Here is a 13,320-nt window from a genome sequence, read left to right on the forward strand (position 1 = left end):
TGTTTTCACTATGAACAAAGGAATTTGCACGGTTTCCGTCGCAGCTTTACGGAGCGAACCTTCGCAACGTGCCGAAATGACTTCTCAACTGCTTTATGGCGAAACCATAAAAATATTGGCAAATGAGGGGAAATTTTTGAAAATCCAAATGGATTTCGACCAATATGAAGGTTGGGTGGATGCGCAGCAAATTTCCGAGATTTCAGAAAATGAAAATAAAACAATAGTTCAGGAAACGTTTTTAAATTATTTAACATCCGAAGGTGAAATTCTACTTTCCATCGGAAGCGAGATAAAAGCAGAAAATCCTGCCGTAGAGCAGCCAAAAAATATCATTGAAACCGCGATGAAATTTTTGAATGTGCCATATCTCTGGAGCGGACGAAGTTTTTTCGGGATAGATTGCAGCGGCTTTGTTCAGCTGGTTTATAAAGTTCACGGCATTGCTTTGCCGCGCGACGCGTATCAGCAGGCAGTGATTGGTGAAGTTTTAAGTTTTGTGGAAGAAAGTCGGCCCGGAGATTTGGCTTTTTTCGAAAATTCGGAAGGTCAAATTGTGCATGTAGGAATCTTGCTTAACAATTTTGAAATCATTCACGCGTTTGGAAAAGTACGCATCGATGCACTGGACACGACCGGAATTTTCAATAAAGATCTGAACAGACACACGCATAAACTTCGGTTTATCCGCAATATTTTACCGAACAATTAAATTTTTTAGGACCTATATTCATACTTTTTGCTGAAAAATCCGGACCGTGAAAACCATTTACAACATATTAGTCAGTCTATTAATCGCCGCGATGAAAATCGGTGCGGTGTTTAATTATAAGCTGAAAAAAGGGCTAGCGGGTCGCCGCCAAAGTTGCGAAATCGTAAAAGCGAAGTTTTCTGGTGACGATAAAATAATCTGGATGCACGCCGCCAGTTTAGGCGAATATGAACAGGGTTTGCCGGTTTTAGAAAAACTGAAAAAAGAGTTCCCAGAGCACAAAATTTTGGTGACATTTTTCTCGCCGTCGGGTTATGATCACATCATCACCAAAAAAAGTATCGCTGATGCAGTGTGTTATTTACCTTTCGATACCGATAAATGGGTGAAAGAATTTACCTCAAATTTTAAAACAGATATTTTTTTCACCGTCAAATATGATTTCTGGTACAATTTGCTGGGTGAACTGAAAAAGCAGGGCGCAGAAATTTATGTGGTTTCGGCTTTGTTTTACGAAACGCAGGTTTTCTTCAAATTTTACGGGAAATGGTTTGTAAAACAGCTGCGGGAAAATGTAGATTTCTTTTTTCACCAGACCACGCAATCTTCTGCCCTGGCAAAAAGCATTGGCTTAAAAAACTCCATAACCGCGGGCGATACGCGCTACGACAGAGTGAAGCAGCTTCGCGAGCGCGATAATATGGTGCCGTATATTGATGAATTTATTGGCGACCAGAAAACGGTTATTTTCGGCAGTTCCTGGGAAGCTGAAGAACGGATTGCAGAAATACTTTCGGTGAAAAATCGAAACCTTAAAATTATTATTGCGCCACATGACTTGAAGCGCGTTTCGGTGCTGCAGACTACTTTCCCAACGGCGCTTTTGTATTCCCAATTTTCGGATAAAAACCCGCTTAGTTATTCCAATATTCAGGTTTTAATCATCGATTGTATCGGTTTGCTTGGCAATTTGTATTCATATGGCGACCTGGCGATTGTTGGCGGAGGTTTTCATTCCAAAGGTCTTCACAATATTTTAGAAGCTGCAACGTACGGAATTCCGGTATTTTTCGGTGATCAATTCAGGAAAAACCCGGAAGCTGATGGACTTATCGCACATAATGGCGGAAAATGTTTTGAAGACGAATTCTTTGCCGCGCCTTATCTTTTAGGTTTGCTGAATGATGATGTTCTTTTGAAAAAAATGGGCGAAAATGCGGCAAATTTTATTAATTCCCAGCCAAACGCTTCCGAAAATATCGTAGATTTTGTAGTAAAAAATCACCGGGTTTAAGGGCAAATTTTTTTTACCGCAGCAAACCTTCGCTTTTTATCTCTTTATAAATCAAATCGATTTGGTCGGGAATGTTTTCCGGGTTCAGCCATTTCAAAAATATGCCGTTATCCAGGGTAATTTTTTCCAAACGTTCATTTTCTAAAATCTGTGATTTCACATCATTGAAATACGGTTTCAAATCCAGAAAATAATCTTCATCGAGTTTTGTGGTTAAAATCAAAGACCGGAAAAGTTTATTCAGAAAATAAATATAAAGTTTGTACTGGTCGCCGCTTTGGGAACTATTTTTCAAGGTTTCGCTGATCAGCAATAAATTCAGGGAAACTTCACCAAATTTATCCGAAGTAATTTTCACATGCTCCGTGATTTTAGAACTTATTTTCCGGATGTTCGTGAGAAAATATTTCGTTCTGCCAAAACGTTTTGCCGCTGCAGAAACTTCTTTAATAATTAAATCCTGCATTTTCAGCCTTTTGTCATCCGCAGTTTCCGGATCAATCAATTCAAAATATAACCGATGCGCTAAAATGCGATCTTTTTTCAGCAAACGAAAAATAAGTTTATCTTTTTCCTTACCCGAAAATGCGGAAATCGCTTCCTTAAATTCCTTAGAAAATTCCATCAGTTAAATATTTTTGAATATTTCAGAAAACCGTTCAGCGCCCAGTTCCCCGTAAAATACAGCGATTTAACCGCAGAAAATTTCATGTGGTCTTTGTAAACCAAATATTGGTCTTTCATAATATTCGTTTTTCTGCGCGACACGCTGCTGCCATGCATGCGGTATTTCGCCATGGTTTTGTTCAAAGGCTTTGCCACGGGAATTTTTTTCAGCAGATTCAGCCACATCACATGATCTTCGCGCTTGCTGTCGGTTGGGAAATATTCTTTGCCAACACGGCTGGAATCGTACATCGAGCTTAATAAAGAAAGCCTGCAGGTCTTCAGCAAATTGCCGAAGGTTACGATTTTTTCCGCCTTAAAATCGGCAATTTTTGGAATTAAATTTTCATCGCAGCGCGCGTAATTTGAGTACGCAATTTCACAGTTTTCAATTTTTATAAAGGCCACCATTTCTTCCAGAAAGTTCGGTTCCCAGAAATCGTCCGCGTCCAGAAAAGTGATAAATCTGCCGGTAGCTTTTTCCAAAGATAAATTCCGTGTTTTTCCGGCGCCGCCATTTTTTTCAGCAACCGTTAATTTTACCCGCGAATCAGCGATTTTTTTAATAATTTCAACCGAATTATCGCTTGAGCAATCATCGGTAATCAGCCATTCCCAGTCCGAAAAAGTTTGATTCAGCACGGACGAAATGGTTTCCGGCAGAAACTTCGCAGAATTGTAACAAGGCGTGATGATAGAAACTTCGGGCATAAAAATTCCGGGCTTTAAGCAGGTAAAATTACAATATTTATTTGGCGTTATTTGGGCATTTTTTTTCGGGGCGGACATTTCGTGCTATCCGCTATTACTCCTCGGTTGGCGGCTCCGCTTCGCTCCGCCGCCGCCCTGCGGGGTAGCCGCTTCTATCACGGCCGCAGTTTTTCGGTGCTAAACGGGCATTTTTTTCCAAAACTTCTGGTAGCATCTTACGAAAACTCAAAAATCCATTGTAAAACCTTAAATTTGTTGCTTATTTTAAAATCAAAAAATGTTTTACGACCATAAAAATATCGAGCAGAAATGGCAAAATTTCTGGGAATCCAATCAAACGTACAAAACGGAAAGCGATACAGATAAACCGAAATTTTATGTTTTGGATATGTTCCCGTATCCGTCTGGCGCGGGTTTACATGTTGGTCATCCGTTAGGATATATCGCTTCAGATATTTACGCGAGGTATAAAAGACATCAGGGTTTTAACGTTTTGCACCCGATTGGTTACGATTCCTTCGGGCTTCCGGCAGAACAGTACGCGATACAGACCGGCCAACATCCGGCGATTACCACAGAAGAAAATATTACACGCTACGAAGAACAACTGCGAAAAATCGGTTTTTCTTTTGACTGGAGCCGCGAAGTGAGAACTTCCGATCCGTCTTATTATAAATGGACACAATGGATTTTCATCCAGCTTTTTGATTCTTGGTATAATAAAAGAAACGACAGAGCAGAACCCATTTTAACCTTAATTTCCCATTTTGAATCTGTAGGAACTGAAGGTTTATTAGCAGAACAAAATGAGCAGTTAAATTTTACCGCCGAAGAATGGAATAGCGCTTCGGAACTTGATCAGCAGGATATCCTGTTAAACTACCGTTTAGCTTACCGCGCAGAAACTACGGTAAACTGGTGTCCGGGCCTAGGAACCGTTTTAGCGAACGATGAGGTGAAAGACGGCAAATCTGAACGCGGCGGCTTCCCTGTTTTTCAGAAAAAAATGATGCAATGGAGTATGAGAATCACTGCTTATTCCGAACGTTTGCTTCAGGGTTTGCAAAATCTGGACTGGCCGCAACCGCTGAAAGATTCTCAGGAATACTGGATTGGAAAATCTCAGGGCGCGCTGGTAAAGTTCGAGGTTTTGGATTCACTGGAAAATATTTCAGTATTTACAACACGACCAGACACTATTTTCGGGGCGACTTTTGTGGTTTTGGCACCGGAAAATCCTTTGGTTAAAAATCTGACCACCGAAGGACAGTTTGATGAAATTCAAAAATACATCGATTTAACGGCGAAAAAAACGGAAAGAGACCGCATGGCGGACGTGAAAAATGTGAGCGGCGCTTTCACCGGAAGTTACGCGACGAATCCTTTCACACTGGAAAAAATGGCGGTTTACATCTCCGATTATGTTTTAATGGGTTATGGAACCGGAGCGGTAATGGCAGTTCCGGCGCACGATGAGCGTGACCACCGTTTTGCGAAAAAATTCGGTTTGCCGATTGTAAATGTTATTGAAAACACGATTGATATTCAGGAGGAATCTTATGATTCAAAAGATTCTGTATGCGTAAACTCATCTTTTTTGAATGGTTTGAATTATTACGATGCGAAAACATTAATCATATCCGAAATCGAGAAAAAAGATATGGGTCACGGCACCATCAATTACCGACAGCGCGACGCTATTTTTTCGCGCCAGCGCTATTGGGGCGAGCCTGTACCGATTTTTTATAAAGACGGAATGCCGTACGCTTTACCGATTTCTGCACTTCCGCTGGAATTGCCGGAAGTTGAGAAATATCTACCGACCGAAGCAGGTGATCCGCCTTTAGGAAATGCAAAAACTTTCGCCTGGGACGAAGAAAACCAAAAAGTGGTTTCTACCGACTTAATCGATGAGCAGACGGTTTTCCCTCTGGAATTATCTACAATGCCGGGTTGGGCCGGAAGTTCGTGGTATTTTTTACGATATGCTGATCCGGAAAATAATGCCGTTTTTGCCGGTAAAAATTTAACCGATTACTGGGGACAGGTGGATTTGTACATTGGTGGAAGTGAGCACGCGACCGGACATTTGCTGTATTCGCGCTTCTGGACGATGTTTTTGAAAGATCGGGAATTCATCAGCCATGAGGAACCTTTTAAAAAGCTTATCAACCAAGGGATGATTTTGGGCATGAGTGCGTTTGTATTTAGAATTGAAGGAACAAACCAATATGTTTCGAAAGCTTTAGCAAAAAATCATCAAACACAGAAGATTCACGTTGATGTTTCCTTATTAAAAGGAACTTCGGATGAGTTGGATTTGGAAAAATTTAAGACCTGGAGGCCGGAATTTTCCGAGGCAGAATTTATTCTGGAAGACGGAAAGTACATCACCGAGCGTGAAGTTGAAAAAATGTCGAAATCCAAATATAATGTGGTAAATCCGGACGATATTTGCGAGGAATACGGCGCGGATTGTCTGCGTTTGTACGAAATGTTTCTGGGCCCTTTGGAACAGTCGAAACCCTGGAATACACAAGGTTTAAGCGGTGTTTATGGATTTTTGAAGAAATTTTATAATCTTTATTTTAAAGATAATGAATTTGCCGTATCGGAAGAAGAACCGACGAAGGAAGAATATAAAATTCTGCACACTTTAATTAAAAAAGTGGTCACTGATATCGACAATTTTTCCTTTAATACCTCAGTTTCGCAATTTATGATTGCGGTGAATGAGCTGCAGAAACTGAAAACCAATAAGCGAAAAATACTGGCGCCTTTGGCTGTAATTTTGTCACCTTATGCGCCGCACATTGCAGAAGAGCTTTGGAGCGAACTCGGTCATGTGGAAACCATCGAATTTGCGCCATTTCCGGTCTTCGAGGAAAAGTATCTGGTTGAGGACGAAATTGCGTATCCGGTAAGCTTTAACGGTAAGATGAGGTTTAAGCTGAATCTGGCGGCAGATTTAGGTATTCCGGAAATTCAGGAGGCTGTATTAGCTGATGATCGAACGAAAGAACAGCTGCAGGGAAATAATCCAAAAAAGGTGATTATAGTGCCGAAAAAAATAATTAATATTGTTCTGTAAAAAATCAATGCTTATCGGGCGATTATTCAATCAAATATAGAATTGAATATTTTTATTATAAATTCAACCTCACTGTAATTTTGGTTTATTAATAGCAATAGAACGGCAATTTTTTGCCAAATTATCAATGTTAACAGTGTTTAAGATTTAAAAAAAAAGTTCTATTAACCGCCAATTATTTGCACGATTAAATATTTTAACTTTATTTTACAGCGCGAAAAATTTAAAAAAATAACAATTATAATTTAGTTTAGTATGGAAATGAATGTTTCAAACAACGAGGAGCAAGTAGTTGCTAAAAAAGTGGGAGGATTGAATCCTGCGTTAATACTGCCTATTCTTTTGGTGATAGGGTATTTAATCTATTATTTTGTCTTAGGTAATCCAGGCAACTTTAGAGCTGATCCAAGGCTGAACGGAGCATCTGTGGCATTCTCAGGTTTGGATACTAAGGAATTGCACCCTGAAGGGTTTATGGGTATTATCTACATGGGTGGGGTAATTGTACCGATCCTTATTTCATTTATGATTATCGTAATCGTATTCTCTATCGAGAGAGCTTTGGTATTAAGAAAAGCAGCTGGTGCGGGTAATGTAGATTCTTTCGTTTTGAACGTAAGAAGATTGCTTAACCAAAATAAAGTTGATGAAGCTATTGAAGCATGTGACAGACAGGAAGGTTCTGTAGGTAATGTGGTAAAAGAAGGTTTAACTACCTACAAGGCATTGTCTCACGATACTACCTTGAACAAAGAGCAAAAAATGGTTGCTTTGAACAAGTCAATTGAAGAAGCTACAACCCTTGAAATGCCAATGTTAGAGAAAAACATGATGATTCTTTCTACATTGGGTACTGTTGCAACTCTTGTAGCACTATTAGGAACAGTAATTGGGATGATTAAAGCTTTCCAGGCGTTAGGTTCAGGAGGTGGTACACCAGATTCAGCTGCGTTATCTATCGGTATTTCTGAGGCATTGATTAATACAGCTTTAGGTATTGGTACTTCTGCAGTTGCGATTATTTTCTATAACTATTTTACTTCTAAAATTGACGGATTAACATTCAAAATCGATGAGATTGCGATGTCTATCCAGCAGTCTTTCGCAGAATTCCACTAAGAATTTTGTATCGATTGGAGGTTTGTGAACTATAAACCTCAAAAAACAGAAGTTTAATAATAAATAATTTACAATGGCGAGAGTCAAACCAAAAAGACATAATATAAGGGTAGATATGACGGCGATGACCGATGTATCGTTTCTACTCCTTACATTCTTTATCCTTACGGCTCAGTTTGCAAAACCTGATGTTGAGACGATTACCACGCCATCTTCTATTTCTGAAAAGTTACTTCCAGATGCCAGTTTAATGACAATTTTGAGTACTACAGACGGAAGATTCTATTTTACACCCGTTGAAAATCCTAAAGAGCGCATGCAGCTTTTAGAAAATATGGGTACGAAATATGGTATGAAATTCACCGACAAGGAAAAAGTTGCTTTTGCTAACGCACAGTCTATTGGCGTTCCGATGAACCAGCTGAAAGGATTTTTGGATCTTCCCGATGAAGACCGAAAAGCTTTCAAAAGCAAAACCGGGATTCCTATGGACAGTACAAATAAGCAACTGATAGATTGGGTACAGCAAAGTTTAGCGGTAAACCCAGACTATAAACTGGCGATTAAAGGAGATACACAAACGAAGTATCCGAAAGTGAAAGCTTTATTTGAAGGATTGAGAGATATAGATTTCTTGAAATTCTGGTTAATAACAAGCCAGGAAACGGCACAATAAGTAAGAAATGGCAGAAGTACAAGTAAAAGATAACAGCGGGAAAGGCGGAAAGGTACGTTCCAAAAAGCAGGTGCCTCACGTAGATTTAACACCGATGGTAGATTTGGCGTTCCTTTTGATCACTTTCTTCATGTTGGTGACCACCTTCAATAAACCGAATGTGATGGATTTGGGGCTTCCGGCAAAACCGAAAGACAACCAAAAAGCACCGGATACAGAAATCGACTTAACGAACTCAATCTCCCTAATTATTGGGAAAGACAATAGAATTTTCTATCATCAGTTGGATCAGGCAGGTTTAAATGAACAAACCTTACAGGAAACCACTTTCGATAGAAACGGAATTACAAAAGTAATTGAGCAGGCAAAAGCCCGGGCAAAAGATCAAACCAAATTTACGGTGATCATAAAACCTACGGATGATGCTGTATATAAGAACTTCGTAGATATTCTTGATGAAATGGCGATTACCAAAAATGAAATATACGGTGTTACCGATATTAAAAAATGGGAACAGGCTGTTTATGATAAAAAAGTAGCAGGAACAGCGCCAAGTGCGCCGGCAACACCTACAAACTAGAAGACTACGGCAAATTAAATAAAAGAGTATATAATGGCAGATGAAAACACAACACTCAACTCTTTAGATGAGATTGTATTTGAACATAGAAATAAAGCATACGGCGCCTATAACTTGCGTACCAATTATAGATCGATGCTTACAAAGGCCTTCATCTTCGGAACTATTTTATTCTGTGTTGTAGCAATTACCCCATTTGTGATCATGAAGATCAAACAAATGACGGCTGTAGAAACACAGGAAGTAAATGCGAATTTGATTGATATTCTCCCGGAAGAAGAATTGATCATTGAAGCACCGAAAGAAGAAGAACCGCCACCACCACCGCCACCCAAAGAAGAACCGAAACAGGAAGTTATTCAGAACGTAGTGCCGGAGCCGGTAAAAGCACCAAAAGTGGAAACTCCGCCGCCGCCTATTACCAAACAGTTGGAAACAACTACAGGATTGGCAAACCAGGAAGGGGTTAAAACACCAAGCTATACACCACCGCCACCGCCGCCATCAACTGGTAAGGTTCAGACGGTAGAAGTAAAACCTCAGGTTTCTGAAACACAAGTTTACACTGAGGTAGAGCAGTTAGCTGAATTCCCGGGAGGTATTAATAAGTTTAGATCCACAGTTGGTAATAACTTTGATACTTCGGTAATGAGTGGTGATGAAGGCACGGTGAAAACTGAAGTTATATTTGTTGTAGAAAGAGATGGATCAATTACTGATGTTAAAGCAAACGGTCCGAATTCGGATTTCAATGCGGAAGCAATCAGAACCGTGAAGTCAATTAAAAACAAATGGACGCCAGCAAAAATTAATGGTAAATCGGTACGATACCGTTACAGGTTACCATTAACAATGAATTTTGAATAATTAATTTTATCAGAAATATTGAAAAGAGAAGTTAACGCTTCTCTTTTTTATTTTTTTTGTAGTTTTGTATCTTATGATTTTTAACTGGTTATCTTTAATTACAGGAATCTTTTACATAGTATTGGGCATTTATGTAATTATCTATAAATTTTTCGTAATTTTTTTAGAACCTAATATTGCGTATTCCCTCGGTGGTTTACTCATCCTGTATGGTCTTTTCAGAATCGTACGTTCCATTTACAGAATACGTCAGCAGAAGAATGAAGATTAAAAATTTGACCTTATTTGCCGCTTTTTTTGCATTTCTTATCTCATGTAAAAAATCGGAATATGTGGTGGATACGCCACAGCAGGGAACAGTAACATTAGCAGTTGATGAATCTTTCCGCAGTGTTTCGGAAGCACTCACTTCCCGCTACATGGCTTTGTACCCGAACACCAAAATCAATTTGGTATTTAAAAAAGAAGATTTTGCATTTCTCGATTTGCTGGAAGGTAAAGTGCGTGTAGCGGTAATGTCCCGCGAACTCACGGAAAGAGAAAAAAAAGCGTTCAAAGATAAAGTAGATCTTGACCTTCAGCCGGCTCCTTTCGCTGCTGATGCTGTAGTTTTTATCGTTCCGAAAGATTCTCCGCGCGACAGTATTTCAATCAACGAGCTTCACCAGCTTTTAAAAAGCAGTGACGAAAAGGTAATTTTTGACGGAACCAATTCCAGCAATCTGAATTTTGTTGCACAAAAATTAAAAACCACGCCAGACCAGCTGAAGTATTCCATCATCAGCGGAAATAAAAATATTGCTGAAAAATTGGGCAGTTTACCCGGAAAAATTGGAGCAATCAGTTTAAATACTTTAAGCCGGCCTTACGATCCGGAAGCAGAAGCACTCCGAAATTCGGTGAAGATTTTGAAGGTTTCCGAAGGAAAACAAGCATACGCACCTACACTGCAGAACTTATCCGATAAAAAATATCCTTTCAGCAGGATATTATATTTCCTTACCAACGAAGCTTATTTCGGTTTGGGAAACGGTTTCATCAGATTTTCGTGTACGCAGCTCGGGCAGATTGTAGTTTCAAAAGAAGGACTGCAACCGTATTACCTCTTTAACCGAGAAGTGCAGATGCGTTAATTATTCTTAAAAAAGCCGTGCTGGAGGTCATTACAAATTTTTGGTATAATAATTGGGAATGTAGTCAGCACAATGTTAATATAAAAACAATTAAACAATTTAAAATGAAAGATATAATGAATTTAACGAAAAAAATTGCGTTCGGAGTTTCAGTTGGCTTCTTCACTAATTTCGCTTTTGGCCAGACTTTGCAGGAGGGAATTAACAGTGCAGACAGCCACAAATATGCACAGGCAAGACAGGTATTTACCGATATGATCGCCAAATCTGCGACCGCCGATAATTACTTCTACTTAGGAAACTCTTATTTAACTCAATTTGAACCAAATTTTGATAAAGCTCAGGAAAATTTTAATAAAGGATTAGCAGCAGATAAAAAAAGCGCCATTAATAAAATAGGTTTAGCATCTATTAAATTAGGTAAAGGCGATAAATCTGCGATTGCAGAAATTAAACAAATCGTAAAAGATTCCCGCGAGAGAGATCCGGAAATTCTTTACCGCGCTGCGGAAGCAATTACACTTTTCGGTGGAGCAGCTAATGCTGATCTTGCAATTGACTATTTGAACAAAGCAGTTGATAAATCTGCAAAAAATGGTACACCAGCGCATTATTACTACACTTTAGGTGATGCGTACCGTTTGAAATTAACAAACAGCCCACAAGTTGCAGGTTCTGCGATGACGGCTTATGAGAAAGCTTTGCCTACAGCAAAAAATAAAGCTTCGGTATTTACCAGAATCGGTACACTTTGGATGCAGGCGCAGCAATGGCAGTCTGCTAAAGAAAACATCGATAAAGCAATTGCCGCTGATCCAACTTATGCTCCGGCTTATAAAGCAAAAGCAGCTTACGATATCAGATATCAGCAAAATGCTTTGGCAACACAAGATTTGATCAACTATGCAAAATATGCTGACGAAGATCCGGATACCCAATTGGAAATTTCGAAATTATTCTTCACCAACGAAGATTACGGAAACTCCAAAATGTATCTTGATAAAGTTTTTGATAAGGTAGAAGACCCAATCAAATACAAATTGAGAGCATATCTGCAGTATGCCGATGGCGATTATGCTGCAGCGAAAGCAAGCATGGACATGTTCGTTTCTAAAGCAGAGAAAAGCCGTGTGCTAACAGCAGATACAGGTTTACAGGGTTTGATCGCTGCAGGTTTAGCTGAAAAAGAAACCGATGCTGCTAAAAAAGCTGCATTGCAGACTGAATCTCAGCAAAAAATCGCCGTTGCAAAAGCTGCAAAAGATCTTACCATGAAATGGGATCAGGAGCTGATCAAGATCAAAGGTGGTGGCGCTGTAAACCAGGCTTCGGTTGATGCAGGACCAACAAATCCTCAGATTGAAGCCCTGAAACAACAGGTAGCTGCAAAACCGCAGGATACAGATGCGTTATTCAAGTTGGCAAATGCGTACCAGGAAGCTAAAAACTGGAACGGCGCAGTTCACACTTGGCAAAAAATGAACGGTCTGTTGCCAGATTGGGCGCCTGCTTATTACAGTTTAGGTTACTCTTACCAGCAAGCCGGACAAAACGAATTGGCGAAGTTGGCTTACGAGAAATTTATCAGCACTGTAAAACCTGCTGATATGGAAGCAAACAAGGAAACACTTTCTTATGCTTATTTCGCAGTAGCGTATTTAATAAAAGACAGCGATGCTGCTAAAGCTAAAGAATATGCTGCCAAATCTGTACAGTTAAATCCAAACTACACAGACGCGGTAAACTTGAACAATCAATTGAACAAATAAAATCCAATTTATAATTAAAGAAATCCTCTTCACTTGAAGAGGATTTTTTTATTTGAAAAAATTCCCTGCTATTCATTGCAATTTTTCTCTTTTAATAAAAACGCTTGAAAATATAGTTTGAAATTAATTACGAACTATTCCTGCGTTGGCGGCAAATTTTCCCATTTAATGAAGTGCTTAATATTATAATAGAATTAGATCAAAAAAATTCCGAGCTATTCGTGGCAATTTTTCTTTTTTTAATGAAGCGCTGAAATTAAGCTGTAGTTAATTACGAACTATTCCTGCGTTGGCGGCAAATTTTCCCATTTAATGAAGTACTTAATATTATAATAGAAGTAGATAAAAAATATTCCGAGCTATTTGTGGCAATTTTTCCGTTTTAGATATAGGTGAAATTTCAAATATAGGTTAAAGCAGGAAAAATTCGGTGCTAAAGAGGCGGTTTTTTTGGGTTTAGATTGCAGGTTCAAGTCTAGAAATAGTAGAAAAGGATGCTCAAACTTATGGGAACAGATAAAGTGGATAACTTTGAAGTTTGAATAAATTATTGTGGAGTAGGAAGTTAGGAAGAAGTTTGTAAACTTTATGAAAAAAGTTTTGGAAAAGGGTTGCATGGTATGTGAGGTGTCTGTATATTTGCACCACTCTAAAACAGAGTAGCGAAGTAGAGAGACAGGTTAATTGAGAGTAGATGGAGAG

The 13,320-nt window shown here is 39.1% G+C and carries 12 protein-coding genes; 10 read left to right on the forward strand and 2 right to left on the reverse strand.

The window, feature by feature from the left end:
- The first annotated feature begins 10 nt into the window (after nt 1-10).
- Together BMZ55_RS08055 and BMZ55_RS08060 are read left to right on the forward strand one after the other, a co-directional pair.
- On the forward strand, nt 11-712 hold the full coding sequence (locus tag BMZ55_RS08055) for a C40 family peptidase (RefSeq protein WP_089819897.1): 702 nt from the start codon (nt 11-13) through the stop codon (nt 710-712).
- 46 nt (nt 713-758) lie between these two features.
- Nucleotides 759-2,006 carry a 3-deoxy-D-manno-octulosonic acid transferase gene (locus BMZ55_RS08060; RefSeq protein ID WP_089819898.1) on the forward strand — a complete coding sequence of 416 codons (1,248 nt, stop codon included), beginning with the start codon at nt 759-761 and terminating at the stop codon, nt 2,004-2,006.
- A gap of 13 nt (nt 2,007-2,019) precedes the next feature.
- On the opposite strand, the gene BMZ55_RS08065 is transcribed toward BMZ55_RS08060, so the two are convergent.
- The gene (locus BMZ55_RS08065; protein WP_089819899.1) at nt 2,020-2,631 is read right to left on the reverse strand and encodes a deoxyuridine 5'-triphosphate nucleotidohydrolase; all 612 of its coding nucleotides are present in this window, start codon (nt 2,629-2,631) and stop codon (nt 2,020-2,022) included.
- Nucleotides 2,631-3,383 (reverse strand): glycosyltransferase family 2 protein, encoded by a 753-nt coding sequence (locus tag BMZ55_RS08070; RefSeq protein ID WP_089819900.1) that lies wholly within the window; start codon nt 3,381-3,383, stop codon nt 2,631-2,633. Before BMZ55_RS08070 ends, BMZ55_RS08065 begins: the two co-directional genes overlap by 1 nt.
- Before the next feature lie 277 nt (nt 3,384-3,660).
- Here BMZ55_RS08070 and leuS point away from each other — a divergent pair, with 277 nt between their 5' ends.
- From leuS to BMZ55_RS08110, 8 genes are all read left to right on the forward strand, one after another.
- Nucleotides 3,661-6,474, forward strand: coding sequence for a leucine--tRNA ligase (gene leuS / locus BMZ55_RS08075; RefSeq protein ID WP_089819901.1), 2,814 nt, complete (start codon nt 3,661-3,663; stop codon nt 6,472-6,474).
- A 255-nt stretch (nt 6,475-6,729) separates the two neighbouring features.
- Nucleotides 6,730-7,593, forward strand: coding sequence for a MotA/TolQ/ExbB proton channel family protein (locus BMZ55_RS08080; protein WP_039346547.1), 864 nt, complete (start codon nt 6,730-6,732; stop codon nt 7,591-7,593).
- A 73-nt stretch (nt 7,594-7,666) separates the two neighbouring features.
- Nucleotides 7,667-8,269 carry an ExbD/TolR family protein gene (locus BMZ55_RS08085; protein ID WP_039346546.1) on the forward strand — a complete coding sequence of 201 codons (603 nt, stop codon included), beginning with the start codon at nt 7,667-7,669 and terminating at the stop codon, nt 8,267-8,269.
- A 7-nt stretch (nt 8,270-8,276) separates the two neighbouring features.
- Nucleotides 8,277-8,849, forward strand: coding sequence for an ExbD/TolR family protein (locus BMZ55_RS08090; RefSeq protein WP_089819902.1), 573 nt, complete (start codon nt 8,277-8,279; stop codon nt 8,847-8,849).
- A 33-nt stretch (nt 8,850-8,882) separates the two neighbouring features.
- On the forward strand, nt 8,883-9,716 hold the full coding sequence (locus BMZ55_RS08095; protein ID WP_039346544.1) for an energy transducer TonB: 834 nt from the start codon (nt 8,883-8,885) through the stop codon (nt 9,714-9,716).
- Between the two features lie 73 nt (nt 9,717-9,789).
- Nucleotides 9,790-9,987, forward strand: a complete 198-nt coding sequence (locus BMZ55_RS08100) for a C4-dicarboxylate ABC transporter (RefSeq protein WP_177179796.1) — start codon at nt 9,790-9,792, stop codon at nt 9,985-9,987.
- Nucleotides 9,977-10,849, forward strand: a complete 873-nt coding sequence (locus BMZ55_RS08105; protein WP_089819903.1) for a PstS family phosphate ABC transporter substrate-binding protein — start codon at nt 9,977-9,979, stop codon at nt 10,847-10,849. Before BMZ55_RS08100 ends, BMZ55_RS08105 begins: the two co-directional genes overlap by 11 nt.
- Before the next feature lie 104 nt (nt 10,850-10,953).
- Nucleotides 10,954-12,618: a tetratricopeptide repeat protein gene (locus tag BMZ55_RS08110; protein WP_089819904.1), complete on the forward strand. Its 1,665-nt coding sequence runs from the start codon at nt 10,954-10,956 to the stop codon at nt 12,616-12,618.
- The last annotated feature ends 702 nt before the right edge of the window (nt 12,619-13,320 follow it).

Source organism: Kaistella treverensis, assembly GCF_900114045.1.
Taxonomy (GTDB): domain Bacteria; phylum Bacteroidota; class Bacteroidia; order Flavobacteriales; family Weeksellaceae; genus Kaistella; species Kaistella treverensis.

Coding starts and splice junctions, on each gene's coding strand:
- BMZ55_RS08100 (WP_177179796.1), top strand. CDS start 9,790: ATGATTTTTAACTGGTTATCTTTAATTACAGGAATCTTTTACATAGTA.
- BMZ55_RS08110 (WP_089819904.1), top strand. CDS start 10,954: ATGAAAGATATAATGAATTTAACGAAAAAAATTGCGTTCGGAGTTTCA.
- leuS (WP_089819901.1), top strand. CDS start 3,661: ATGTTTTACGACCATAAAAATATCGAGCAGAAATGGCAAAATTTCTGG.
- BMZ55_RS08090 (WP_089819902.1), top strand. CDS start 8,277: ATGGCAGAAGTACAAGTAAAAGATAACAGCGGGAAAGGCGGAAAGGTA.
- BMZ55_RS08065 (WP_089819899.1), bottom strand. CDS start 2,631: ATGGAATTTTCTAAGGAATTTAAGGAAGCGATTTCCGCATTTTCGGGT.
- BMZ55_RS08070 (WP_089819900.1), bottom strand. CDS start 3,383: ATGCCCGAAGTTTCTATCATCACGCCTTGTTACAATTCTGCGAAGTTT.
- BMZ55_RS08055 (WP_089819897.1), top strand. CDS start 11: ATGAACAAAGGAATTTGCACGGTTTCCGTCGCAGCTTTACGGAGCGAA.
- BMZ55_RS08080 (WP_039346547.1), top strand. CDS start 6,730: ATGGAAATGAATGTTTCAAACAACGAGGAGCAAGTAGTTGCTAAAAAA.
- BMZ55_RS08105 (WP_089819903.1), top strand. CDS start 9,977: ATGAAGATTAAAAATTTGACCTTATTTGCCGCTTTTTTTGCATTTCTT.
- BMZ55_RS08085 (WP_039346546.1), top strand. CDS start 7,667: ATGGCGAGAGTCAAACCAAAAAGACATAATATAAGGGTAGATATGACG.
- BMZ55_RS08095 (WP_039346544.1), top strand. CDS start 8,883: ATGGCAGATGAAAACACAACACTCAACTCTTTAGATGAGATTGTATTT.